The 23,440-nt window shown below is 68.5% G+C and carries 25 protein-coding genes; 8 read left to right on the top strand and 17 right to left on the bottom strand.

All coding sequences use genetic code 11. From position 1 onward, the window contains the following. Positions 1–189: 189 nt before the first annotated feature. From D892_RS0109585 to D892_RS0109610, 6 genes are all read right to left on the bottom strand, one after another. Positions 190–402 (bottom strand): hypothetical protein, encoded by a 213-nt coding sequence (locus D892_RS0109585; protein WP_024801027.1) that lies wholly within the window; start codon positions 400–402, stop codon positions 190–192. Further along, the gene (locus D892_RS0109590) at positions 399–671 is read right to left on the bottom strand and encodes a WhiB family transcriptional regulator (protein ID WP_024801028.1); all 273 of its coding nucleotides are present in this window, start codon (positions 669–671) and stop codon (positions 399–401) included. The genes D892_RS0109585 and D892_RS0109590 overlap by 4 nt, the downstream gene beginning before the upstream one ends. Further along, positions 671–2,059, bottom strand: a complete 1,389-nt coding sequence (locus tag D892_RS0109595; RefSeq protein ID WP_198036866.1) for an AAA family ATPase — start codon at positions 2,057–2,059, stop codon at positions 671–673. The genes D892_RS0109590 and D892_RS0109595 overlap by 1 nt, the downstream gene beginning before the upstream one ends. Beyond that, positions 2,052–2,390, bottom strand: coding sequence for a hypothetical protein (locus D892_RS0109600; RefSeq protein ID WP_156959438.1), 339 nt, complete (start codon positions 2,388–2,390; stop codon positions 2,052–2,054). The genes D892_RS0109595 and D892_RS0109600 overlap by 8 nt, the downstream gene beginning before the upstream one ends. Then, a complete protein-coding gene (locus tag D892_RS40775; RefSeq protein WP_156959439.1) occupies positions 2,387–2,896 on the bottom strand; it encodes a hypothetical protein in 510 nt (169 codons plus the stop codon). Before D892_RS40775 ends, D892_RS0109600 begins: the two co-directional genes overlap by 4 nt. A gap of 92 nt (positions 2,897–2,988) precedes the next feature. After that, positions 2,989–3,198, bottom strand: a complete 210-nt coding sequence (locus D892_RS0109610; RefSeq protein ID WP_024801032.1) for a helix-turn-helix domain-containing protein — start codon at positions 3,196–3,198, stop codon at positions 2,989–2,991. A 105-nt stretch (positions 3,199–3,303) separates the two neighbouring features. Here D892_RS0109610 and D892_RS43555 point away from each other — a divergent pair, with 105 nt between their 5' ends. Both D892_RS43555 and D892_RS0109620 read left to right on the top strand, forming a co-directional pair. Beyond that, positions 3,304–3,927, top strand: coding sequence for a helix-turn-helix domain-containing protein (locus tag D892_RS43555; RefSeq protein WP_024801033.1), 624 nt, complete (start codon positions 3,304–3,306; stop codon positions 3,925–3,927). Between the two features lie 462 nt (positions 3,928–4,389). Next, entirely contained in the window at positions 4,390–5,331 is a 942-nt protein-coding gene (locus D892_RS0109620) for a site-specific integrase (protein WP_198036867.1), read from the top strand. Between the two features lie 369 nt (positions 5,332–5,700). On the opposite strand, the gene D892_RS0109625 is transcribed toward D892_RS0109620, so the two are convergent. Continuing rightward, entirely contained in the window at positions 5,701–7,167 is a 1,467-nt protein-coding gene (locus tag D892_RS0109625; RefSeq protein ID WP_024801035.1) for a catalase, read from the bottom strand. Positions 7,168–7,215: 48 nt separating this feature from the next. Beyond that, positions 7,216–7,659, bottom strand: a complete 444-nt coding sequence (locus D892_RS0109630; RefSeq protein WP_024801036.1) for a Fur family transcriptional regulator — start codon at positions 7,657–7,659, stop codon at positions 7,216–7,218. Positions 7,660–8,026: 367 nt separating this feature from the next. On the opposite strand from D892_RS0109630, the gene D892_RS0109635 reads away from it, so the two are divergent. Then, positions 8,027–9,376 carry a serine hydrolase gene (locus tag D892_RS0109635; RefSeq protein WP_036566870.1) on the top strand — a complete coding sequence of 450 codons (1,350 nt, stop codon included), beginning with the start codon at positions 8,027–8,029 and terminating at the stop codon, positions 9,374–9,376. Positions 9,377–9,484: 108 nt separating this feature from the next. On the opposite strand, the gene D892_RS0109640 is transcribed toward D892_RS0109635, so the two are convergent. The 3 genes from D892_RS0109640 to D892_RS0109650 all read right to left on the bottom strand — a co-directional run bounded on the left by D892_RS0109640 (position 9,485) and on the right by D892_RS0109650 (position 12,584). Then, positions 9,485–10,063, bottom strand: coding sequence for an SMI1/KNR4 family protein (locus D892_RS0109640; protein ID WP_024801038.1), 579 nt, complete (start codon positions 10,061–10,063; stop codon positions 9,485–9,487). Positions 10,064–10,208: 145 nt separating this feature from the next. Continuing rightward, entirely contained in the window at positions 10,209–11,243 is a 1,035-nt protein-coding gene (locus D892_RS0109645; RefSeq protein WP_024801039.1) for an aspartate-semialdehyde dehydrogenase, read from the bottom strand. A 75-nt stretch (positions 11,244–11,318) separates the two neighbouring features. Further along, complete coding sequence (locus D892_RS0109650; protein ID WP_024801040.1) at positions 11,319–12,584, bottom strand: aspartate kinase; 1,266 nt, start codon at positions 12,582–12,584, stop codon at positions 11,319–11,321. A gap of 133 nt (positions 12,585–12,717) precedes the next feature. On the opposite strand from D892_RS0109650, the gene D892_RS0109655 reads away from it, so the two are divergent. The 4 genes from D892_RS0109655 (at position 12,718) to D892_RS0109670 (ending at position 15,309) form a co-directional block, all read left to right on the top strand. Next, positions 12,718–13,137 (top strand): secondary thiamine-phosphate synthase enzyme YjbQ, encoded by a 420-nt coding sequence (locus tag D892_RS0109655; protein WP_024801041.1) that lies wholly within the window; start codon positions 12,718–12,720, stop codon positions 13,135–13,137. A 114-nt stretch (positions 13,138–13,251) separates the two neighbouring features. Continuing rightward, entirely contained in the window at positions 13,252–13,437 is a 186-nt protein-coding gene (locus D892_RS0109660) for a DUF1918 domain-containing protein (RefSeq protein WP_024801042.1), read from the top strand. 167 nt (positions 13,438–13,604) lie between these two features. Then, positions 13,605–14,060, top strand: a complete 456-nt coding sequence (locus D892_RS0109665) for an SRPBCC family protein (RefSeq protein ID WP_024801043.1) — start codon at positions 13,605–13,607, stop codon at positions 14,058–14,060. Positions 14,061–14,100: 40 nt separating this feature from the next. Then, positions 14,101–15,309 (top strand): low temperature requirement protein A, encoded by a 1,209-nt coding sequence (locus D892_RS0109670; protein WP_024801044.1) that lies wholly within the window; start codon positions 14,101–14,103, stop codon positions 15,307–15,309. A 50-nt stretch (positions 15,310–15,359) separates the two neighbouring features. On the opposite strand, the gene D892_RS40785 is transcribed toward D892_RS0109670, so the two are convergent. Together D892_RS40785 and D892_RS0109680 are read right to left on the bottom strand one after the other, a co-directional pair. Next, a complete protein-coding gene (locus tag D892_RS40785) occupies positions 15,360–16,208 on the bottom strand; it encodes a hypothetical protein (protein ID WP_051499576.1) in 849 nt (282 codons plus the stop codon). 431 nt (positions 16,209–16,639) lie between these two features. Beyond that, positions 16,640–18,262 carry a GMC oxidoreductase gene (locus D892_RS0109680; RefSeq protein WP_024801046.1) on the bottom strand — a complete coding sequence of 541 codons (1,623 nt, stop codon included), beginning with the start codon at positions 18,260–18,262 and terminating at the stop codon, positions 16,640–16,642. A 219-nt stretch (positions 18,263–18,481) separates the two neighbouring features. On the opposite strand from D892_RS0109680, the gene D892_RS44980 reads away from it, so the two are divergent. Beyond that, positions 18,482–18,772: a type II toxin-antitoxin system Phd/YefM family antitoxin gene (locus D892_RS44980; protein WP_084161491.1), complete on the top strand. Its 291-nt coding sequence runs from the start codon at positions 18,482–18,484 to the stop codon at positions 18,770–18,772. Here the strand turns inward: D892_RS44980 and D892_RS0109685 are convergent. From D892_RS0109685 to D892_RS0109700, 4 genes are all read right to left on the bottom strand, one after another. Next, entirely contained in the window at positions 18,679–19,389 is a 711-nt protein-coding gene (locus D892_RS0109685; RefSeq protein ID WP_024801047.1) for a type 1 glutamine amidotransferase, read from the bottom strand. The genes D892_RS44980 and D892_RS0109685 overlap by 94 nt on opposite strands. Positions 19,390–19,528: 139 nt before the next feature. Next, a complete protein-coding gene (locus D892_RS0109690) occupies positions 19,529–20,764 on the bottom strand; it encodes a MurT ligase domain-containing protein (RefSeq protein WP_024801048.1) in 1,236 nt (411 codons plus the stop codon). A gap of 70 nt (positions 20,765–20,834) precedes the next feature. Next, entirely contained in the window at positions 20,835–21,461 is a 627-nt protein-coding gene (locus D892_RS0109695) for a pyridoxamine 5'-phosphate oxidase family protein (RefSeq protein ID WP_024801049.1), read from the bottom strand. Positions 21,462–21,511: 50 nt separating this feature from the next. After that, complete coding sequence (locus D892_RS0109700) at positions 21,512–23,281, bottom strand: FAD-dependent oxidoreductase (protein WP_024801050.1); 1,770 nt, start codon at positions 23,279–23,281, stop codon at positions 21,512–21,514. Positions 23,282–23,440 lie beyond the last annotated feature (159 nt).

The following is a 23,440-nucleotide window of genomic DNA, read 5'->3' on the forward strand; positions in this document are numbered from 1 at the left end:
CCGGCGGCGGCCGAGAAGGCGGTGCCGGTGCGGCTGTCCAGGAGCCGGTGAAGGCACCTGCGATCTTATCGCGCCGGGCCGACGCTCCCGCCGACCGTGACCCGAAATCTCGGGAGAGAGAAAGGGCGACTGACCGGCGGGTCGCCCCCGACCTGCGCTTTCTCGCGGCAACCCCCTCCCCCCGGGGGTTCACTCGCCGTCGGCGCGGCGCGACTGCGCGACACCGGCCACCATCCCGGACAACCGGGCACCGAGCAGCCCGGCCACGAGCACCAGCTCGTCACGACTCAGATCCGCAGTCTGCACGCGCACCGCCTCATCGAAGGCGCTGCCGCTGACCCAGTACCGCGCCGCGGTCTCGATCGCCCACGCCGCAGTGATATGCCTCGGGTTATCGGTCAACGTCCTTGCCCTTTCTCGCCGCACATCCGCCCGGCCCACACCCCGACCGCTTCCCGGCCGAGTTCGGCCGCCACCGCGTCACACGCGGCCCGCACCGGGCACGCCGAGCACAACCGCTCGGCCACGGTCACACGATCGATCCGCGCCTCGCTGCTCTCGCCGGGCACCACCTCATCGAAGAACGGCGCACACCCCACGCACACCGCACCCGACAGCCGCGCGTCCGCCAGCTCGGCCACGAGCGCCCGCGCGCCCCGATACCCGCCCATCAGTCGCTACCGTCCTGCTCGCGCCATGCCTTCAGTGCCCGGTTCGCGCGGTCGCTGCCCCAACCCATCCGATCCTGCACATCGCGCCGAGACTTCGGCAGCGGGTCGAGCGCGGCCAGCACAGCCACGTCATCGCTGACCTTCTCCGCGTCGGCGGCGCTGATAGCGAAGCTCGTCGGTGGACGGTCGCCGTCCTTGGGCGCGCGGATGACAGCCTCGAGGATGCCCTCGCCGAGCGGACTCGGGTCGAGGCGGAAAAGGCCGGCGGATGGTTCGCGGCCGCCGGTCGGGCAGTGCTGGCGCAGGCCGCCGTGCCGGTCCTTGTTGACCGTCAGCCACGCCGAGCCGCCCTGGCCCGGCGTGAACGCCTCGTTCAGCGTCACCCGCAGCGAGACGCCGCCGATGGTGCGGCGCTTGGCGGCCGTACCGCCGGGGCCGAGTGTCCGGGATTCGCTGCCCTTGGCGAGATGGTCGATCACCAGTACCGCGGCGCCGGTTTTCGCGAGCGGCTTGAGCGCGGTCCGGTGCGCGTCGGTGTACTCGTCGGCCGAGTTCGACGAGGACCCGAACAGCGGCAGCAGCTCGCCGAGGCTGTCGAGCACCACGATGCCCGGTCGCCAGACCTTCATGTCGGCGACCACACCGAGCAGGTGGCTACGGTCTTCGGGTTCGACGTACAGGAACCGCTCGCGGTCGGCAAGCGCGGCCTTGTCCGCACCGAGCGCCAGCAGGCGCGACACCATCGCGGCCGCGCCGTTGTGGTCGAGGTCGATCACTACGGCGCGACCGTCACCGTGCGCGCCCAGCAACTCTCGGGCAGCGACCAGCGCGAGCCACGTTTTGCCGGACTCCGGATCGCCGAACACGAGGTTCACCTCACCGGCGTAGAACAGCGCGTGCGCGTCGTCGCGCACACCGTAGGCAGGCGCGGGCGGGTCGGGCAGGGTGCCGTCGAGCAGTCCGGCCACGTCGAAATAGCGGCCGTAGTCCACCTCCGGCGAGTGGTCCTGAGAGTGGTCCTGAGTGGTCCCGGACCACTCCGAATCATGGTCCTGGGAGTGGTCCTGCCCGGAATCGTCCAGGACCACTCCATTCGATCGTTTCCGCTGGTTGCGGACGTTTCGGCGCGAGTGGTCCTGGTCCTGACCCCCTAGGGTCGAGGACCGAGGACCACCCGGGGGTGAGTGGTCCTGAGAGTGGTCCTGGGTCGTCGCCTCGCGAAGGCTCTGCCGGAGCATCTCTTGCTGCTCCTCGGCGAACGCCTTGCACGAGAAGCACACCTTGTCGTACACCGCGTGTGCCCGGCAATGCCAGGTCGGTTCGGGCAGATCCTCCGCCCCGGAGGGCGCCGCAACCGAAGCCGCGACGCCCTGGGTCCTCTTACTCAAATTGCAACGCCTCCTCCGTGCAAAGCCGCTCCAGCAACTCGTGCTCAGCGGCCCGTGCCTGGCGGTGCAGCAGCTCCACCAACTCGCGATCGGCACCGCCCCGCTTCCACAGCTGGCGGGCGACCTCGCGTGGAACGACCGGCGTGCAGCCTGACTGCCAAATATCCTGTGCCGCAGCGCTCCACGCGGACAGCTGGCGCGCGGTCGGCACCTGGTCGTCGTCGTGCAGCCCCTCAAGCCACGGATCACCGCCGGGCAGCCGCTCGGCACACCGCGCCCGGCGGCGCAGCTGCACCGGCACCGGCTCGGCGTCGGCGACCGAGTTGCTCACCGGCCCGCCACCTTCCGGCACGACCGGCACACCACCGGCACCGGCGGCGCGGGCGGCGTGCACCGGCCGCACTCGCGCCCGCACCTCGAGCAGTGCAAGGCGATGGTGACCTGTGCCCGGCCCACCCCATCCGGAACGGCGTCACGGGCGAACAACGTCGACGCCTCGAAGCCCAGCACGAGCGAGAGCAACACCACCTCGGCCACGAACAACGGGCGGCGCTCGTGCAACGTGGCCTCCAGCTCAGCCGGGCTGATACCCGCCGCAACCGCGATCTCGTCGCGAGGCCGGCCGTCCGCCTCGATCGCCTCGCCGAGACGGGCGAGCACCACGCGAGCCTTGGCGACGGCGTCGCCGTCGGGGATGTCATCGGCACAGCCGTCCGCGGGCACGAACTCGTGATCCGCGACCAGCTGATCGTGAACGTCGCGACTGTGGTCGCACCGGCCACACAACCCCGGGCGGTCGTCAGCGTTCGCGCTGGTCGGGTATGTAGTCTTGGACATAGAAATCTCTTCTCGTGAGGCGTTGGGGTTTCTGTTGGCCCGGCGAGCGGTTGCACCCGCTCCCGGGCCGCTTTCGTCGATGAGCGCCGACATCAGGCCGCGCCCTGATCTGCCGAATTAGCATCCGATGCACTCGACAGACCGTCGATGAACTCGACGATGGCAGCCTCGGGGATCAGGCGGCGGCTGCCGACCTTCACCGAGCGCAGGACGCCGGAATTCATCAGCTCGTACAAAGTCGAACGTCCGATGTCGAGCCGCTCGAGAGCGGCCGGAATGCTGTGAAGCTGAGCGGTGCTCACATTGAACTCCTCGTTACGGTAACGACATTTCTATCGTTCGTTGGTATCCATACGAGTTCTACGCTCTTCGTGTGGACACCGCAAGCAGGCTGTAATGTCGTATCCATGACGACAAATTGGGATGCCGAGACGGCCTTGAGGGTCGGCCGGGCGGTGAAACAGCTCCGCGAATCCGAACGGCCGAAGCTGTCCGCCGCGAAGCTCGCCCAGCGGACAACCGAATGCGGCTACGCGCTATCGAAGGCGCAGATCAGCGATCTCGAACTGGGACGCAAGAAGACCATCACCGTGCCCGAGTTGCTCATCCTTGCTACGGCACTGGGCGTATGGCCCGCATGGCTGCTCTACCCGGATTTGCCGCACGGTCGGGCGGAAGTTGTCCCAGGGAGGGACCTCCGCAGCATCGACGCCGTGGACTGGCTGGGCGGGCGGTACTGGTTCCAACCGGAATGGACTGGCCCCGACCACATCGCGCAAGAGAAGTTCGACCTTCCGAAAGCCTCACGGAAGCTGCGCGATCTGGACGAAGACCTGAAAACCCTTCGTAACAAAGCGATTTGGAGTATCCGCCGCGACCCCAAGAGCGCCGAGGAGGCAACGCGGGCGTATCAGGCCGCGGTCGAGGACATCATCAGCCAGCGGACCGAGCTTGCCGCCGCTATCCGGTCCCACGGCGGGACCGTAGACGACTTGCGAACAGAGCTGCCGACAGACCGTATGGAGAGCTGAAATCCCATGGCCCGCAAGAAGAAACTACCGAGCAGCATCACGTACAAGCCTCCCGGTCCGCGGTCGCCCGAACGGTGGGTGTTCCGCGGTCGCGCTGGCACCGACCCGACGACCGGCAAACCTCGCTGGCACGTGGTCACGTGCTACGACGAGGCCGAGGCGATCGAGTACGACGCGCAGCACAGCGTGAAATCGGCTCGAGGATCGCTGTCAGGCCGACCGCCTCGGCTCACGGTCTCCCAGGCCATCGAGGAATGGGCAGACGGGCTGGGCGTCGACCCGAACACCCGAGCCGATTACGTCGATTGGCTCCTGCAACCGCTGGTCGCTGCGCACGGCACGATGCCTGTGCGGCAACTACATCGGACTCAGCTGACCCGACTGCGGGACCAGCTTCGTGCCGGCACTTGCCCGCATCCCACCGCGGGCGGGCGCAAGCGGGTGCCGTGGAGCGCGGACCGGGTGAACCGGTTTCTCGACAAGATCGAGAACATGCTGGGCGGCCTTCGCGACGAGGGGTTTTTGGACGTCAATTCGGCGGCGCTCGTGCCCCGTTTGCGCGAGCGCCGCGGCACGGTCGCTCAGGCACCGAAGCGCGGGGTGTTCATCGAGAATGAGACGAAGACGGAGGTATCGACCATCCTCCAGACGGCCGCCGAACGCGGCATTCAGCTGTTCATCGTGTGCCTGCTCGCGTTCGCGGGTCTGCGGAAGAGCGAGATAGCCGGATTGCGTTGGGATGCTGTCGATTTCGAAGCTGGGCGCATGTCGATATGGGAGCAGCGCAAGCGGAATCGGCGCAAGAAGGCGGACCGCGACGAGGGAGAAGGCACGGCGCTGGTCACCGATACCAAGACCGAGGAGTCACACCGCGAGTTGCCGCTACCACCGACGCTCGCGGCAGCGTTGAAGATGGTGCGCCGCTGGCAGCGCGAGATGCATCTCGCCTCCGGCCGCCGGTTCGGAGTGAAGGGCGAGCCACCGACGCATGTGGTGGTGAACCCGTCCGGCGGCGCGGTGCACCCGGAGACGGTCTACGAGCGATGGGCCGACTTTGTGCGCACGCTCGGCGCCGCCCCGGAGGGAAGCGCTCGAACGGAGAGCGCGAAGACCCGTGCTGATGACGAACGGCCGCCCGTGATCTACCTGCACCTGCACGCCGCGCGGGACACCTGCGCGACCCTGTTGGCGCTGCGAGGCGTGCTGCCGCACCTCATCGGGGCATGGCTGGGCCACCAGCCCAAGGGCATGATCGCGTCGCCGGTCACCGGTGAGTACATCCACGGTGATTGGGAGTTCCGGGTGATGGTGGCCGAGCAGTGGGAGCTGATTTTCGGACCGATTGTGACATCTTGTGACATGGACAAGGCCATGAAGAGTGGAAAGTACCAGCTCAGTGCATGATCAACAGGCCGGAACCTGCCTACCGAGGGGACAGCAGGATCACGTCCGGTGCGGATATCCGGGGGGCGGCCCACCGGCCGGACACGCATCCGTTGCGGCGTTGTGATCTTGGTGAACGGCGCGTCTCGCCGACTCGAGGAATGATGGTGGTACGCGTGCCGAAGGTTGGGAGCGACGATGGAAACCGCGGTCGTCTTCGTACTGGCCTGCCTGGTCTATTGGTGGGGGCTGCTGTAGCAGCCGAGATTGCCGTCGCCCGGCGGGCGTACGCCCCGCGGCGGCATCACGACGACAGAAGGCCCGCACCGGAACCGGTGCGGGCCTTCGCATCTCACGCATTCGCGGCGGTCGGCCGCTGCCGATGGGTGATCAGCCGTTGCCGTTGAGGCCGGCGCGCACGCCCTCCTCGATGCGCTTGCCGATCTCCGTGTCGACGTTCTTCCAGTACTCGAACACCCGGCTCAGCACCGGTTCCTGCACGCCGCCCAGGACATGGCCGACGACGTTGCTCACCAGGCGGTCGCGCTCCGCGTCGCTGAACACCTCGCGGACCAGCGTGCCCGGCTGGGTGAAATCGCCGTCCTCCGCGTGCTGGATGTAGCCCGCCCGGACCTGCTCCGGCTCGAAGGCCCAGGCGGCCTCCTCCGGCGCCAGGGACTCGTCGGCGTGCGGGCCGCCGTACGAATTCGGCGCGTACACCGGGACTTCCGGCGCGTTGAACTCGTACCGCATCGGGCCCTCCTTGGAGTAGGAGTTCACCTCGGCGGCCCGGGCCCGGTTCGGCGGCAGCTGCGCGTAGTTGGTGCCGATCCGGTAGCGGTGTGCGTCGGCGTACGAGAACACGCGGCCCAGCAGCATCTTGTCCGGCGAGTAGCCGATGCCCGGCACGATGTTCGACGGCTCGAACGCGGCCTGCTCGATCTCGACGAAGTAGTTGCGCGGGTTGCGGTTCAGCGTCCAGCGCCCGACCTCGATCAGCGGGTAGTCCTTCTTCGACCACACCTTGGTCAGATCGAACGGGTTGAAGCGGTAGCCGTCCGCCTCGGCGACCGGCATGACCTGGACGTACACCGTCCAGCTCGGGTAGTCGCCGCGCTCGATGGCATCCCACAGGTCCTGCCGGTGGTAATCCGCGTTCTCGCCGGCCAGCCGGTCGGCCTCCGCCTGGGTCAGGAAGTCGTGACCCTGGTCGGTCCGGAAGTGGTACTTCACCCAGAACCGCTCGCCCTCGGCATTGATCCACTGGTAGGTGTGCGAGCCGTAGCCGTTCATGTGCCGGTAGGTCTTCGGCACACCGCGGTCGCCCATCAGCCAGGTGACCTGGTGGGCGGACTCCGGCCGCAGCGTCCAGAAGTCCCACTGCATGTTGTGATCGCGCAATCCGTTGCCCGGCAACCGCTTCTGCGAGCGGATGAAGTCGGGGAACTTGATCGGATCCTTGATGAAGAAGACCGGCGTGTTGTTGCCGACGAGGTCGTAGTTGCCGTCCTCGGTGTAGAACTTCATCGCGAAGCCGCGCGGGTCGCGCCAGGTGTCGGGGCTGCCCTGCTCACCGGCGACCGTGGAGAAACGCACCAGCGACTCGGTGCGCGCACCCGGCTGGAACAGCTTGGCCTTGGTGAACCGGCTGACGTCGCCGGTCACGACCAGCTCCCCGTAGGCGCCCGCGCCCTTGGCGTGCACGATCCGCTCGGGCACCCGTTCCCGGTTGAACTGGGCGAGCTTCTCGATCAGATAGTGGTCGTGCAGCAGGATCGGGCCCTGGGTACCCGAGGTGAGGGACTCGTTGTCGCTCGCTACCGGCGTCCCGCTGTTGGTGGTGGTCGGCTTGGTCATTCGACGCCTCCTTGACTGGTGAGCAACACCGGAGAGGGGCTGCCCGGGTTATCGGGATGGGGTGTCGGCCGTCCGACGGCAGTCTGGGCACTGCCCCCAGTACACGACCTCCGCCTCGTCGATCGAGAAGCCGTGTGTGTCGGACGGGTCTAGACAAGGGGCACTGCCCACGGCACAGTCCACGTCCACGACCGTGCCGCATGTTCTGCACACCAGGTGGTGGTGGTTGTCGCCGGTCCGCGCCTCGTACAGCGCCGCGGATCCGGCCGGTTCGATGCGCCTCAGCAGTCCGGCGTTCACACAGGCGCGCAACACGTCGTAGACGGCCTGTGTGGATACCGAGCCGATCCGTTCCCGAACCGTGACGGCCACCCGATCGGCATCCGAATGCGGTAGGGCTGTCACCACATCCAGTACCGCGACCCGCGGGGCGGTGACCCGCAAGCCGGCCGCGCGCAACCGCTCGCGCGGATCGAAGCCATCGGTGTGCATATCCCCAGTCTGCCCGTTTTCTGGAATAAGTCAATAAAAGACTCGATAGTCTTCCTATGGCCGGCTTCCTCCGACCGGGGCGGAATAGATCCGGATACCCGCCCGTTGACCACCACTGCCGGCGTCGGGACAGCCCCGGGCCGCACCCTCAGTCGCTACGAGCGACCACTCGCCGCGAGGCGCATGTCGGGCGTCGGCACTCGAGCCGCGGATCCAGGCGTGGCATCCGCGCCGCTCGGCGTGACGGCGCCGCCAGGTACTCCCCCCGAACCTGGCGGCGTTCACGGTCGGCGCCGACGGTTGCAAATCGGATATGAGCCGTCCGGAGTTCCCGCACCGGCCGCGAGCGGCGGGATAATCTGACGCCATGGGGCGCCTTCTCGGCCGGCTGGCGGGTGTGACTGTCTTCCTGGTGGCGATCGGCATCGTCAGCGCGCCGCCGGTCTCGGCGGCTCCCGACGAGTTCGCGCACTGCCGCGTGCATTCCGGCCGCGAGTTCGAGCGGGCGGAACCCGAGCAGGAAGGACTGAACACCGACCGGCTGGCGGCCGCGCTGGATTTCGCCGCCGGGCGAAATCGGTTGAATGTCCAGGTATTCCGGAACAATTGCCTGATCGGTACCGGACCGGCGAACGACGAGACGGGACGTATCCCCTGGAACGTCTGGAGCGCCACCAAGAGCGTGGTGTCGCTGATCGCCGGAATCGCCTGGGACCAAGGGAAGCTCGATATCGCCGCACCGATCGGCGGCTACCTGCCGCCCGGCCTCGGCGACGAGGCGCACCGGGCGATCACCGTCGAGAATCTGCTCACCGAAACCTCCGGGCTGCGCATCGGGCTGCTGAACGAGGGCGCCACCGCCGTCGTCCCGATCGATCCGAACAGCGCCGTCCAGGCGCTCGGCCTACCGCTGGATACGCCGCCGGGAAGCACGTTCTCCTACAGCCAGCGCAACGTGGATCTGCTCGCCTACGTGCTCGAGCAGGCAGTCGGCGAGCCGTTGCAGCAGTTCGCGCAGCGAGAGCTGTTCGATCCGCTGGGCATCGAGCGCGGCGACTACTACTGGGCCCGTGACCGTTCCGCGCACACCTACGGTTACGCCCATCTGCTGATCCCGCCCGACGATCTGGCCAAGCTGGGACTGCTGGTGAGCAACGACGGCCGCTGGGGCGCGGCGCAGGTGGTCTCCGACGAGTATCTGCGGCAGGCGCGGCAGCCCTCGCCCACCAACCCGTGCTACGGCTACCTGTTCTGGCTCGGCGCGGGCTGCGTGGAGATGCCGGAGTTCCTGCCGCCGGACACCTACGAGATGTCGGGGCTCGGGCTGCAGAACGTCTTCATCATCCCCAGTCTGGACCTGACCGTGATGTGGACCGGTTTCTACGGCAACCACAGCGAGCGCGGGGCGCTCGGCACGCTGCAGAATTCGGCCGAGCTGACGCACGAGTTCTTCCGCCGGCTGTTCGCCGCGTTCGACGAGCCGCCCGCGCCGGATCCGGGGCCGTACGTGGAACCGCCCCCGGAGGTGAATCCCGGCGACTACCTCGACCCGAACGTCACGCTGGCGGTGTTCGGCATCGGCCCGTACGCCTACCCCGGCTGTACTGTGCTGTCCTGTTTGAACACTCCCCTCGCCCCACCCTTCGCCGACAGCCCGCCCGGCTGTCTGATCCTCGCCTGCCTCGGGCCGGACCCGCGGACGCCGGGCATCCGCTGACCGAGCACGGCCGTGGTCTCGGCTCAGCCGCGTCCGGAACATCCGCTCGCCCGGCGCACGCGGTCTCCGCGGCGAAATGCGTGCGCGCCGGGAGCCGGAGGCGTCCGGTCAGGCACAACCGACCGGCGGGGTGATGAGATGCGCGCGCAGTTCGGCGTTGATCCGTGCGGCCGCGTGGTTCAGCCAGCTCTGGTAGTAGTCGAGAAAGGCCGGGCCGAGCGACCATTCGCCGCGGCGGTACCCCAGGTAGACGACTCGGCCCCGAGAGGGCCCGGCCGCGACCACGCCGATGAAGTCGCCGTATCCGACATCGCTGATCACCAGGACGCCGTGATCCGCCGGTTCGGGGCCGCGCGCGATCGACCCCTGCTCACCGTTCGGAAACGTTCGGGCACAAGCGTTGCGGGCCGAACGCACGAGACGTTCCCAGCTGATTCCGCAGTAGGGACCCGCGCCGACGCCGACATGCGCGAGAAAGGCCCGGAACTCCGGCTCCAGGACCCCGCCCATCGCGATCTCCAACCCGGACAGTTCGCTCGCCCGCACCGGCCAGGTGAGATAGGAGTGCAGGTGCCTCCCCGAGGGAACCTCGTCGCCGAAACCTCTCGGCAGCAAGGCATCCCGCTCGCGCAACCACTCGAGGCGGCCCCGAATCCAATGCAGCCGAGCCCGTAGTTCGTCCTCCATCAATTGATCATGACGACCGAACGCACCTGCGCGCCAACGTCATTCGACGCGGCGAAACCACATAACACCAGGTCGGAGCCGAAGTTACACAGCTTTCACCAACATGGAACATCGCCGCAAAGGCTCACGGCCGGACCGGCACCCCTCAGCGCTGGGACAGCAGGACCTCGGCGATCTGGATCGTGTTGAGGGCGGCGCCCTTTCGGAGGTTGTCGCCGGAGATGAACAGGGCCAGGCCGCGGCCCTCGGGGACGCCCTCGTCCTGGCGGATGCGGCCGACCAGGGACTCGTCGACGCCGGCCGCCTGCAGCGGGGTCGGCACGTCGACCAGCTTCACGCCCGCGGCGCCCGCCAGGATCTTCTGCGCCTGCTCCACCGAAAGCGGTTGGGCGAATTCGGCGTTCACCGACAGCGAGTGGCCGGTGAAGACCGGCACGCGCACGCAGGTGCCGCTCACCGGCAGATCCGGGATACCCAGGATCTTGCGGCTCTCGTTGCGCAGCTTCTGATCCTCGTCGGTCTCGCCCGAACCGTCGTCGACCAGCGAACCGGCCATCGGCAGCACATCGAATGCGATCGGCGCGACGTACTTGTCCGGCGCCGGGAACGACACCGCCGACCCGTCGTGGGTCAGCTTCTCCATCTCCGGGGCCACCGCGCGCACCTGCTCGGCGAGCTCCCGCACGCCGGCCAGTCCGCTGCCGGACACCGCCTGATAGCTGGAGACGATCAGGCGCCGCAGCCCGGCGGCGTCGTGCAGCGGCTTGAGCACCGGCATCGCGGCCATGGTGGTGCAGTTCGGATTGGCGATGATGCCCTTGGCCAGGTTCCGGGTCTGCTCCGGGTTCACCTCGCTGACCACCAGCGGGACCTCGGGATCCTTGCGGAAGGCCGACGAGTTGTCGATCACGGTGACACCGGCGGCGGCGAAGCGCGGCGCCTGCACCCGCGACATGGTGGCGCCGGCCGAGAACAGCGCGATGTCCAGGCCGCTCGGGTCGGCGGTCTCGGTATCTTCGACCACGATCTCGCCGCCGCGCCACGGCAGCTTCTTGCCGGCCGATCGCGCGGACGCGAAGAACCGCACCTCGTCGGCGGGAAAGTCGCGCTCTTCCAGCAGTTTTCGCATGACGGCGCCGACCTGCCCGGTCGCGCCGACCACTCCTACGCGCACGCCCATCAGTGCCCTCTCGACGTAATCGGGAGCGCTACGTGGTTACGCTCCGCTGCCGCCTCCGCGCTCGACCCGATCACGTCAGATCCCCGATCCCGCGTGCACGACCGCGACCTCGTCGCCGCCCAGGTCGAAAGCCTTGTGCAGCACCTGCACGGCCTTGTCCAGTTCAGTGTCCTTGACCAGCACCGAGATCCGGATCTCCGAGGTGGAGATCAGGTCGATGTTGACCCCGTTCTGTGCCAGCGCCTCACAGAAGGTGGCGGTGACGCCCGGATGGCTCTTCATGCCCGCGCCGACCAGCGACACCTTGCCGATGTGATCGTCGAACAGGACCTGCGAGAAGCCGATCTCGCTCTGCCGCTTGGTCAGGAACTCCACCGCCTTGGGACCGTCGGTCTTGGGCAGGGTGAAGGTGATATCGGTCTTCCCCGTCTCCACCTTGGAGATGTTCTGCAGCACCATGTCGATGTTGATCTCCGCATCGGCGATGGCCCGGAACACCTTGGCGGCGTAGCCCGGCTCGTCTGGCAGGCCCACCACGGTCACCTTGGCTTCGCTGCGATCGTGCGCGACGCCGGTGAGGATTGCTTTCTCCAAGGGGATGTCCTCCATCCATCCGTAGACGTAGGTGCCCTTTTTGTCGGTGTACGAGGAACGCACGTGCACGGGCACGTTGAAGCTTCGCGCGTACTCCACACAGCGCAGCATGAGCACCTTGGACCCGCAGGCCGCCATCTCCAGCATCTCCTCGAAGGAGATCTGGTCCAGCCGCTGCGCGTCGGGAACGATCCGCGGGTCGGCGGTGAAGATGCCGTCCACGTCGGTGTAGATCTCGCAGACGTCCGCCTCCAGGGCCGCCGCCAGCGCCACGGCCGTGGTGTCGGAGCCGCCACGGCCGAGCGTGGTGATGTTCTTGCTGTCCTGCGAGACGCCCTGGAAGCCGGCGACCAGCACGATCATGCCGTCGTCCAGCGCCTGGCGGACCCGCGACGGCGTCACGTCGATGATGCGCGCGTTGCCGTGCGCGCTGGTGGTGATCACACCGGCCTGCGAACCGGTGAACGAGCACGCCTCCGCGCCCAGCGAGTGTATGGCCATCGCCACCAGCGCGTTCGAGATGCGCTCGCCCGAGGTCAGCAGCATGTCCAGCTCGCGGGCCGGGGGCGACGGGGCCACCTGCTGGGCCAGGTCCAGCAGTTCGTCGGTGGTGTCACCCATGGCGGAGCAGACGACGACGACTTCGTGGCCCTGCTTCTTCGTCTCCACGATCCGCTCAGCAACGCGCCGGATTCGCTCGGCAGATTCGAGCGAGGATCCTCCGTACTTCTGAACGACGAGAGCCACGAGGGGGTCCTCCAAGATCGACTAGCTGCGCTTACCAGGAACCCAGAGTACCGGCCGCTGTCCAGCGCATATCGATGCGCCTCCGAGCGGGGGCAATGGCGATCGGGCCCCGTGCAGGTGGACGATGGGACCCATGGAGAGCAGAGAGATCGAGGTCACCACGGGCCGCTCCGAGGTCGTCCACGACCTCACCCCGCAGTGCGCGGCCTTCCTGCGCGAGGCCGCCGGCGGCCGGGACGGCCTGCTGCACGTGTTCGTCCCGCACGCCACCGCGGGCGTGGCGCTCATCGAGCTCGGCGCCGGTAGCGACGACGATCTGCTGGCCGCGCTGCGCGACCTGCTCCCCGCCGACGATCGGTGGCGGCACGCGCACGGCTCGCGCGGGCACGGCCGCTCGCACGTCATGCCCGCGCTGATCGCGCCCTACGCCACCGTTCCGGTGCTGCGCGGCGAGATGGCCCTGGGCACCTGGCAGTCGGTCGCCTTCGTCGACCTCAATGTCGACAACCCGAGCCGCCGGGTGCGTCTGTCCTTCCTCGCCGACCGCGAGTAGCCGGGCCCGGTCGAACCAGGCGACCTGCGCACCCCCTACCCGTCCCGGCCGGCGGCGGATCCCGACGCTCCACCGCCTTGTGATGCTTATCACTCTCGTCCCATAATGCGGGGCATGCGAGCGAATGTCGGCGACCAACTCCTGATGCACAGCCGCGCGGTGGGCATGCCCGTGCGCACCGGCGAGATCGTCGAGGTGCGCGGCGACGACGGTAACCCGCCGTTCGTGGTCCGATTCGACGACGGACACGAAAGCCTGATGTATCCGGGCCCCGAATGCGAGGTCCGTCCACACTCCTGATCCGGTTCGATGCGACCGGTGCGCCGCCGAGCCGACCGCTCCGGCGAAAGCTTTTGCGGCCCCGAAAATTAGTGGTTTAGCGGGCCGCCCGATGGTGAATCAGTTGACGTGCGCTGTCGCCCCGGAGACAATCGGGCGCGAAGCATTTGGGGGGTGGAGGGCATGACATGCGCACGAAGACCGACCATCGATTTGTTATCGACATCGATCCCGAACAGGTCATGGAGGCGTTGCTCGCGATCGAGCGGATCCCGGAATGGTCACCGTCGCACAGAGACGTGCGCGTAGCCACCTACGACGACTACGGCCGCCCGAAGCGGGTGTACGCCACGGCCACCCCGCTGGGTAACTCCGATCGCCAGGTGCTGGAGTACGACTGCACCGACGATCGCATCGCCTGGGAGGTGGTCGAGAGCGGCGCCGGCGGCGGCGGCCGGGGCTGGTTCGAACTCGACGTGACCGACGAGGGCACCGAGGTCTGGTACCACGCCGAGCTCCAGCTGCCCATCCCCGTGCCGGGAATCCTGATGAAACGCAGCATCTCCCGCGTCAACGAGGAAGCGGTGCAGAATCTGATCGAGTTCATCGAGAAGTTCCGGTTCGAGAACTACGAGGTGGGCTGACCGTACCGCCGTCACCCCGGGGACCTGGCACGATATCCCCATGACGGGTGTGACACGACGGATTCGGGTCGTCTCCGAGAACGCCTCGGTGACGCAGCTGGAGCTGTTCTTCGATCTGGTGCTGGTGTTCGCGTTCACCCAGGTGACCGACCTGGCCGCGCACGAGGTGACCGCGCTGAACATGCTGCGCGCGCTGCTGATCCTGGCGGTCATGTGGTGGGTGTGGATCGCCTACGCCTGGCTGGGCAATGTGATCCAGGCCGACGAGGGCGTCGCCCGGGTCGCGATGTTCGCGGCGATGGGCGCGGCGCTGATCGTCGCGGAGGTGATTCCCGAGACCTTCCACGACATGCCCGGCGGCTGGTACGCGCCACTGGTCTTCGCCATCGGCTACCTGGTGATCCGGGTGGTGCACCTGGTGATGTTCTGGCTGGCCAGCAACGAGGACGCGCAGCTGCGCGGGCAGGTGACGCGCTGGGCGGTCGGCTCGATCACGATCGGCACCACCCTGCTGATCATCGCCGCGCTCAACGAAGGGGCCGCACAGATCTGGCTGTGGGCCGCCGCCATCGCCGGTGACATGCTGTGGACGCTGTTCGCCGGCAACCAGTGGCGGGTGAACTCGGCGAGCCACTTCGCCGAGCGGCACGGGCTGATCGTGATCGTGGCGCTCGGCGAGTCCATCGTCGCCATCGGCGTCGGCATGTCCGGGCTGCCCATCTCCTGGCCGATCGCGCTCGGATCGCTGCTGGCGCTGACGGTTTCGGCGCTGCTGTGGTGGGCGTACTTCGACGTCGCGGCGCGGGTGGTCGAGCACGAGATGATGCATGCCCGCGGTGAGCGGCGCATTCAGATCGCGCGAAATTGCTACACCTACTGGCATTTTCCGATGATCGCCGGAATCATCGCGCTCTCACTCGGATTGAAGAAGGTTCTCAATTACGTCGGTGGCGCAGAAGGGCATTCGTTACACGACAAGTTGTACGGAATTCCCCTGTTCGCACTTTACGGCGGGGTGATGCTGTATGTGATCGGGCTGGTCGGATTCAAGCAGTACGCCACCCGGCAGGTGTCCTGGGCACGGGTGGTCACGGTGGTGCTGCTGGGCGCGCTGATTCCGGTCGCGGCGCACCTGCCGGCGATCGTGACACTGGGGCTGCTGTGCGCGGTGCTGGCCGGACTGACCGGATGGGAGCTGGTGCGCTACGCGCAGCCCCGTGACGAGATCCGGCACAGCGAGGCGCACTGAGCCGTCGGCGGGGCATGTGACGGGCCGTCGGCGGGGCCGTGTGGCGAAGATCAGCGCCAGCGGTCGGGCGCCCGAGACGGCTTGTGGTCGACGGTGTCTTCCACCTCCACCCCGTCGCGCATCGCCACCCGCATCTGATCGACGTTCTCGCGCAACACATCTCCGATCAGCTCGTCCGTGCGCGGATCGGACAGCGCCTCGAAGACGATGCGGAAGCTGATGTCGGCGATGGTCCGGATGATCTCCTCGTGGAACGGCAGGTAGCGCACCCGCCCGATCTGCGGATCGTTGCGGATCAGCTCCACGATCATGGCGTCGAGCTCGCCGCGGTTCTCCTCCAGCGCGGCGGCGATGTTGCGGGTGTAGTGGCCGGTGCGCAGCACCTTCGCGACCTCCTCCAGCACCGCCACGGTCACCGGGCGCTTGATCGTCTCGACGATCGTGCCGACCGAGCGGTTCACCACGGCCGCCGTCACCCGGTCGCCGAAGACGCGGTCGGCGACCCGGGCCAGCCGGACCAGGATCACCACGATGCGCAACAGGCGGAAGCCGCGGAAGAACGGGCTGGTCACCGGGATCATGCCCAGCACCTCGTACCAGTACACGAACGGGAACGTCCAGGACCAGCCCGACCGGCGCCAGCGCCAGAGGAATTCGGCGGCGAAGACCCCGCAAATGGAGTAGTCGACGATCACGAACGCCCGGTAGGCGCCCGGCGAGACCGGGAAGAAGGTCACCCAGACGACCAGCACCACCGAGACGACGGCCAGTGCCAGCATGACGAAATCCGTCCACAGCGCCGGTGGTTTGCGCGGAAACTCCTCGGGGTCGCCCGCCCCTGCGTCGCCGGGGTCACCCGCCCGGTTCCGCGCGCCCGCTCCGGTGCTGTACTGCGACACGACGTTCCCTTCCACATCCAACGACTCGCTGAGACTGATAGCTATCGGCAACTATCGAGCAGACCGCGCGGCGCGATCCCGCCCGACGTCGCCTCGGATGATGTCTCCGGTACGCCATCGGTCGCAATCGAGCCACAGTGGACGGGACGATACCCCGCCCTCGCGGTGGCCCGCCCCGGACGTACCGAATCGATGCCGAAGCACACCGCGCCGTGCACCGGCGAGCGGAACGCCCTTGGGCAGCGGCACAATTGGAGATCCGATCCCGCCGCAGACGCCCCGGCGCGTCCCGACCGGTGGCGGAGTGTGACGCCACATCCCTGGCACGGAGAACGATTCGGGCCGAGGCGACGCGTCCGCGAGCCGGTGCGCGGGCGACCTCGGAGTCGTGCCCGCAGGCATGAGCCTGTGACCCCCGTTTCGGATACGGCTCACCGGCCTGCGCGGACGATCGCCTCCAGATTGCGTTCGGCCAGGGCGGTGATGGTCAGCGACGGATTCACGGTGCCCGTGCTGCCCGGGACCGCGGCGCCGTCCACGACGTACAGGCCCGGATGTCCGTGCACGCGACCGTAGTTGTCGGTGGCGCGGCCGAGCACGGCGCCGCCCAGCGGGTGGGCGGTGAATACGGCGTTGGCGTCGTAGCCGAGCGGGGTGACGTAATCGAAGACGGCGCCGGAACGTTCGGCGATGCGGTGGTCCACGGCACGGCACGCCTCCACCACCTGATCCTGGGCCTGCCGGGGCCAGCTCAGCGCGGCGGCGTTGCGGCCGGGGTCGTAGCCGATGCGCGCGCGGGTCGGATCGAGGACCATGCCGAGCGAGGCCAGCGCGCCGGTCTCCAGCGGAACTCCGGGGATGAACCAGTTCTCCAGGGTCAGCGGCAGCCCGGAGTCGTCGGCGATGCGGCTGGCGCTCGGCACCCCCTGACCCGTGCCCGCCAGCGAGTTGTCCACCCGGGCGAGCACCACGTCGCCGTTGGTCCCCCAGCCGTCGCCGATGTGCTCGTTCAGATTCGGCAGCGCGCCGGTGGCCTGGGCGCGCGCCAGCAGTTCGGAGGTGCCGATCGAGCCGGCACCGAGGAACAGCCGATCGCAGGTGAGGGTGCGGGTGGCCAGCACGGTGCCGATCGGGTCCAGCTTGGTCACGGTGACGACGTAGCGGCCGCCGGGGTCCTGGGCGATGGCGTCGACGCGATGGCCCGGAAAGATCGCCGACTTGCCGGTCTCCTGGGCGTATTTCAGGTAGTTCTGGTTGAGGTCGAACTTCGCGCCGTTGGAGTTGCCCAGGTTGCTGCGCGCGGCCGTGGCGGAAGGTCTTGTCGCGCCGGACAGTTCGCCGCGCAGGATGTCCCAGTTGAAGATGGAGTCGTTGGCCAGCGGCTGGTAGCCGGCCCGCCGGACCTGCTCGTCCCAGCGCCGGGTGTGGCTGAACGGCGACGCGGCGTAGAGGTCCGGCGGCAGCGGGTTCAGCCGCAGCTGCTGGCGCACCCGCGGGTAGTACACCCGATCCATCTCGTCGAAATCGACTGCGCCGCCGAATATCTTGTCGAAGAACCGGCGCTCCGGGGCGATCATCGCGCCGGTGAACACGACCGATCCGCCGCCCACGGCCGCCGCGCGCCACACGTCGATGCCGGAGAATTCGGTGACGTCGAGAACGCCGCCGAAATCGGCGAACCGCATGGGCACCTTGGTGACGCCGGTGAAGCTGGTTCGATGCCAGAAGCCGCGCCCGTCCGGCAGGTCGTCGCCGGTGAAGATCTCCCGCCACGGATCGTTCGGCCATCGAGACCCGCGCTCCAGCACGGTATTCGAAACCCCGGCCTCGGCCAGTCGCAGCGCGGCGACGGCGGCGCCGAACCCGGAGCCCACGACGATGGCCGGCGAATGTTCCGGCGGATCCGGAACAGGCGCGAAGATCTCCGGCACCCAGGACCGGAACAGGTCGTTCCAGACCGGCTCGGCCGCAGCCGGCCCCGCCCCGTGCGCAACTCCCACCGCACCCAGCAGCGCCGCCGTCCCGGCGCCCTTCATAAAGGCGCGTCTGCGCACCGGCCACCTCCCTCATCACGCACGGCCGCGCGAAGATTACCGCCGGATCCCCACGCGCACAACACAATCGAGGCGAACACAACGGTGAATCGAATAGCATTTCGCTATAAACGATGGTCGGCGCCGATCACGCGGCCATCGAGTGAGAGGTCGCCGGACTCTCCACCACACTGGCCGACGAGGCAATAATGAACTGACCTCTCAGCTAAGGAGGTGGTCATGTCTGGCAATGCGGCCGAGCAGTTCAATATCCATGACGCGAAGACGCACTTGTCGCGCATCATCGACCGTGTCGAGCACGGCGAGGAGATCGTGATCAGCCGCGCCGGTACCCCGGTCGCCAAGGTCGTACCACCGGTCCGTCGAGTTGACCGGACCGGTTACGGCAGCCTGCGCGGGTCTGACCACGGCCGCGGTCAGGCGCGGAGGCGTTCGCGGCGGAGTTGGTCCACCTCGGGGAGGTCCAGAGGTTCGAGTTCGTCGACGCCGAGAGCGCGGGTGAGCAGGTAATCGGCCAGTTCGGGGTTGCGGGCCAAGGCCGGGCCGTGCATGTAGGTGCCCAGGACCGAACCCTGGACCACGCCCTCCAGGGCGTTGCCGACGCCGTTGCCGACGCCGCGGGTGACGCGGGCCAGGCCGGTGGCGTCGCTGCCGAGACTGGTTCCGCCCCGGTGGTTCTCGAAGCCGGTCAGGGCCTGCGAAAGGCCCGGGAGCAGCGGCGTGGAGACCACCTCGCCGATGGCGCGCTCGGCCTGCGGGGAGGTGGTGGCGTCGAAGAGGCCGACGCCGTCCACGCGCTCGCCGCTCGAGGTCTCGTACCAGTGCCCGAGGACCTGGATCGCCGCGCAGATCGCCAGCACCGGAACGCCTTTCGCGGCGGCCCGCTGCAATCCCGGATGGCGGAGCAGGTGGCGGGTTGCCAGCCGCTGCGCCGAATCCTCCGCGCCGCCCAGCAGATAGACGTCCAGCGACTCGGGAACCGGGTCGTTCAGGGTGATCTCGACGATCTCGGCGTCCTGCCCGCGCATGCGCAACCGCTGCCGCAGCACCACCGCATTGCCGCCATCGCCGTAGGTGCCCATCACATCGGGCAGCACCAGCCCGATGCGCACGGTCGAATCGCTCATCGCAGTGTCCTTTGCAGGCATCCTCGGCTCCCTCTGCGGTGACGCGAACTGCCGCCCCCGGTCGCATCGCTCATGACTGTCTCCACCGCGCGTATCCCCGGCACCCGTGGTGACGAAGGCTGCCACCCACCCGCGTTGCTCATCCGCGGGCCTCCAGGTCGCGGTTCAGGTCGCGGAACGCGGTGTAGTTGGCGAGCACCTCGACCCGGCCGGGTGGGCAGGAATCTATGGCGCGCAACGGGTTCGGCACCGTGGTGTGGTCGACGCCCGCGTAGGTGAGGCGGACCGCGAGGTCGGTGGCGCGCTCCCCGGCGGCCACCACCTGGGTGCCCTCGAAATGTTCGAAGCGGACGTCCCACAGCCACGACAGGTCCTCGCCGTCGGGCACCTGGCCGTTCACCGCGATCACCAGACCCGTTGCGGCCGGGTCGATCATCGACAGCGCCTCCTGCCAGCCGGCCGGATTCTTGGCCAGCAGCAGGCGGGCGCTGTGGTCGCCCACCTGCACGCTGCGGTACCGCCCGGCGATCTCGCGCACCGTGCCCGCCGCCTCGGCCGCCGTCTCCGCCCGCACGCCCAGCGCGACCGACGCGGCCACCGCCTGCGCCGCGTTACCCCGGTTGGCCCGGCCCGGAAGGGCAAGGTGCAGCGGCAGTTTCACGCCCTCCGGGCCGTACAGATGCTCCTCGTCCACCCACCAGTCCGGCTCCGGGCGATGGAAGTCGGCGCCGGTGCTGCGCCAGTGCGTGCCCTCCCACACGATCGGCTCGCCGCTGCGCGGGCAGCTGGTGGCGTCCACCGACCAGCCGCTGCCGGCGGCCACCCACACCACGTTCGGGTGGTCGTAGGCGATGGAGGTGACCAGCACGTCGTCGCAGTTCGCGACCACGACCGTATCCGGGTGCCGGGCCATGCCGGCCCGCAGCTTGCGCTCGATCATATTGATCTCGCCGACCCGATCCAGCTGGTCGCGAGACAGATTCAGCAGGACCACCGCGGCCGGGTTCAGCGCGTCGCCGACGTGCGGCAGGTGCAGCTCGTCCACCTCGATCGCGGCCAGCGTCGCGGACCGGTCCGTATTCAGCGCCGCCACGATGCCCGCATCCATATTGGCGCCGTCGGCCTGGGTCACCACCGGCCCCAGCGCGCCGAGCGCGGCGGCCGTCATGCGGGTCGTGGTCGACTTGCCGTTCGTGCCCGTCACCAGCACCGTGCGCCGCTCGCGACCCAGCTGGGTCATGATCGTCGGGTCGATCAGCAGCGCGATCAGGCCGCCGATCATCGAGCCCTTGCCGCGACCGGCCTTCTGCGAGGCCCACGACGCGGCCGCCGCCGCACGCAGCGCGAGCCGTCCGCGCACCGAGATGTCTGCCACGACGCGAGTTTATTGGGGGTGCGCCGTCCGCGCGCGAGCGGTGCCGGGTGAGCCGTGCCTCGCCGCGCGCCTATCGGATCTCGTAGAGCAACTTCTGGTAGGTCTCCGGGGAGTAGTGCTGCTCCAGCTGCTCGAGCGTCTCGGTGACGTTCGGCTGCACCTCCTTGGTCAACCGGGCCTGGCCGGGCAGCTCGTCGTGCGGCCAGCCGTCCGGCTGCCACAGACTGCTGCGCATGAACGCCTTGGCGCAGTGGTGGAAGATCTGGTCGATGGCCACCTCGACGGCCAGCACCGGGCGGTGCCCCTTGACGACCATGTCGTCGAAGTAGGGCGCGTCCCGGACGAGCCGGGCGCGGCCGTTGATGCGCAGCGTCTCGTTGCGGCCCGGGATGAGAAAGATCACGCCCACATGCGGATTGGCCAGTATGTTGACGTAGCCGTCGGCGCGGCGATTGCCCGGGCGCTCCGGGATGGCGATCGTCCGGTCGTCGAGGACCTGCACGAATCCGGCCGGGTCCCCCTTCGGCGAGGCGTCGCAGTTACCGTCGTCGTCGCTGGTCGCCAGGACGACGAACGGCGAGGTGGCGATCCACTGCCGGTCGCGCGGATGCAGCGTGGCACGGTCCTTGGCGACGGTGCGGGGATGCGGCTCGCCGAGCAGCTCACGGAGCTCGGCGAGAGTCGTGATCTCACTCATCCCTCGATTGAACTGCCGATCGCCGTGCCGGCGCCAGGGTTTGTGAACAATCAGACCGGTATATCGAACTGGTTGGGCTGCCCGGCCGCGTAGCGCTGGGCGTCCAGCTGCCGCAGCGGCTCCAGTCCGGGCGCCCGGTACAGGGTGTACAACCGACAGCGTTCGGCATCGGATCCGGCCACGTCCAGCAGCGCGTTCACCGCCGCGCGGGCGGCCTCGCAGGCGCCCTCCATGGTCGCCAGGTCCACGTCGGTGCGGACGTAATCGCCCGCCAGGAACAGGTTTTCCAGCGCACCGTGCGGCCGGGGCCGGGCCGACCAGGAACCGACCGTGTTGATCAGCAGCGGATCGGCGTTGTTGTTGCGGCGACGGGCCGCGTCCCAGGTGATGCCGGCGTCGAGATACCACGAATGCAGGTCCGAGTCGCTCAGTTGGGCGGCGCCCTTCAGATGGTCGCGCAGCTGGGCCCACACCTCGCGGGCGATCTCGTCGTGCGTGCACTCCGCGGCCGGCTTGCGCACCAGCGTGCCGGGGGTGCTCCAGTCCGAGATGTCCACCGACAGGCAGTCCTGCACCGTACCGTCGCCATAGCCGGAAAGCTTTGTGCGCGACCAGAATTGGTTCTGTGCGACGGAGGTGAGCGACCAGGGCGAATCGACGTAGGCGACGTGGCCGCGCGCGATCTGCGCGGGGCGGCGCAGGTAGAACTGGATACCGGACATCCAGTCGACCACCAGCCGGTCGAGACCGGCCAGTTCCGGCCGCACGGCCAGGATCTCGGGCGTCCACAACCCGCGCGCCACCTCGACCGGTACCGCCAGGACGAAATGGTCCGCCGCGACCGAACTTTCGGCCCCCGACCCGTCGACGATGCGAGCGCGGCCGATCCGGCCACCCAGCATGTCCAGCCCGCGCACCTCGGCCGTCACGAACCGCACGCCGAGATCGCGCAGCAGGCGCACCCACGGATCGATCCAGGCCTCGTTGGTCGGACCGTCGAGCACCCGGTCCAGCGGTCCGTCGTTGGTGGTCTCCAGCGGATTGCCGAGGAACTGTTCGCCCATGGTGCCGATGGTGCGGGTGCTGGCGTACTCGTCCTTGGCCGCGACCAGCAGCGTGGTCAGGGTGCGCGACAGCAGCGCCCGGAACTCCCGCGACCGCGCCCCGGCGCCGACGAAATCGCGCCACGGCGTGTTCTCCCACTGACCGAATCGGCGGGCATCGCAACTGGTGTCGAACACCAGCATGCGGTTGGCGAAATACAGGGCGTCGGCCATCGGCATCTTCGCCGAGGTGGCGATCACCGAGCCGACGGTCTGCACGAAGTCGTCCGGGGTCGACCACGGCCGGCCGGCGCGGCCCATCGGCACGATGGTGTCGTCGCCGTCGCGCCGGGAGAATCGCGCCTCGACCGCCGCGACCAGATTGTCGTGTACGCCGTTCGCGTTGCCGGGGAACGGAATTCGCCGCATCGTGTCGGGGAGATGGCGATAGAACCCGGGAAAGAAGCGGAAGCCGTGCTCGCCGGGGAGATCGGGGCGGCCGTCGCGGGCGGTGCCGGGCACCGGCATGCTGCGCGCCTTACCGCCCAGCGCCCGCCGCTCGTAGACGGTCACCCGGAATCCGCGCTCCGCCAGCTCGTGCGCGGCGGTCAGGCCGGCCACGCCACCACCGAACACCGCGACCCGACGGCCCTGCTCGTCCGCCGCCGCCCGCGGCGGCACACCGGCCATCGCTCCCGCTACTGCCCCCGCCGCCGCTACCCCGGCCGCCCCGCGCAGCATCGTCCGCCGCGAGACGGCGCCCTGCCGTTCTGCCATCTACCAAACCTCCACGCCGCGATCTACTGTAGGCGCTGGACGTGGAGACCGGTAGCGGTGCACACGAAAGCACGGTTATACCAGGAACTTTGGAATATCTGCGCCGCTATCGCATGCCGACCGGCCACATTACATCGACGGTTGGCCGAAAAACACCGT

This window comes from Nocardia sp. BMG51109, from assembly GCF_000526215.1.
Taxonomy (GTDB): Bacteria; Actinomycetota; Actinomycetes; order Mycobacteriales; family Mycobacteriaceae; genus Nocardia.

Coding starts and splice junctions, on each gene's coding strand:
- D892_RS0109660 (WP_024801042.1), top strand. CDS start 13,252: ATGCGAGCGAATGTCGGCGACCAACTCCTGATGCACAGCCGCGCGGTG.
- D892_RS0109695 (WP_024801049.1), bottom strand. CDS start 21,461: ATGAGTGAGATCACGACTCTCGCCGAGCTCCGTGAGCTGCTCGGCGAG.
- D892_RS0109665 (WP_024801043.1), top strand. CDS start 13,605: ATGCGCACGAAGACCGACCATCGATTTGTTATCGACATCGATCCCGAA.
- D892_RS43555 (WP_024801033.1), top strand. CDS start 3,304: ATGACGACAAATTGGGATGCCGAGACGGCCTTGAGGGTCGGCCGGGCG.
- D892_RS0109625 (WP_024801035.1), bottom strand. CDS start 7,167: ATGACCAAGCCGACCACCACCAACAGCGGGACGCCGGTAGCGAGCGAC.
- D892_RS0109700 (WP_024801050.1), bottom strand. CDS start 23,281: ATGGCAGAACGGCAGGGCGCCGTCTCGCGGCGGACGATGCTGCGCGGG.
- D892_RS0109640 (WP_024801038.1), bottom strand. CDS start 10,063: ATGGAGGACGAACTACGGGCTCGGCTGCATTGGATTCGGGGCCGCCTC.
- D892_RS44980 (WP_084161491.1), top strand. CDS start 18,482: ATGTCTGGCAATGCGGCCGAGCAGTTCAATATCCATGACGCGAAGACG.
- D892_RS0109670 (WP_024801044.1), top strand. CDS start 14,101: ATGACGGGTGTGACACGACGGATTCGGGTCGTCTCCGAGAACGCCTCG.
- D892_RS0109655 (WP_024801041.1), top strand. CDS start 12,718: ATGGAGAGCAGAGAGATCGAGGTCACCACGGGCCGCTCCGAGGTCGTC.
- D892_RS40775 (WP_156959439.1), bottom strand. CDS start 2,896: ATGTCCAAGACTACATACCCGACCAGCGCGAACGCTGACGACCGCCCG.
- D892_RS0109630 (WP_024801036.1), bottom strand. CDS start 7,659: ATGCACACCGATGGCTTCGATCCGCGCGAGCGGTTGCGCGCGGCCGGC.
- D892_RS0109635 (WP_036566870.1), top strand. CDS start 8,027: ATGGGGCGCCTTCTCGGCCGGCTGGCGGGTGTGACTGTCTTCCTGGTG.
- D892_RS0109590 (WP_024801028.1), bottom strand. CDS start 671: ATGGGCGGGTATCGGGGCGCGCGGGCGCTCGTGGCCGAGCTGGCGGAC.
- D892_RS0109685 (WP_024801047.1), bottom strand. CDS start 19,389: ATGAGCGATTCGACCGTGCGCATCGGGCTGGTGCTGCCCGATGTGATG.
- D892_RS0109645 (WP_024801039.1), bottom strand. CDS start 11,243: ATGGGCGTGCGCGTAGGAGTGGTCGGCGCGACCGGGCAGGTCGGCGCC.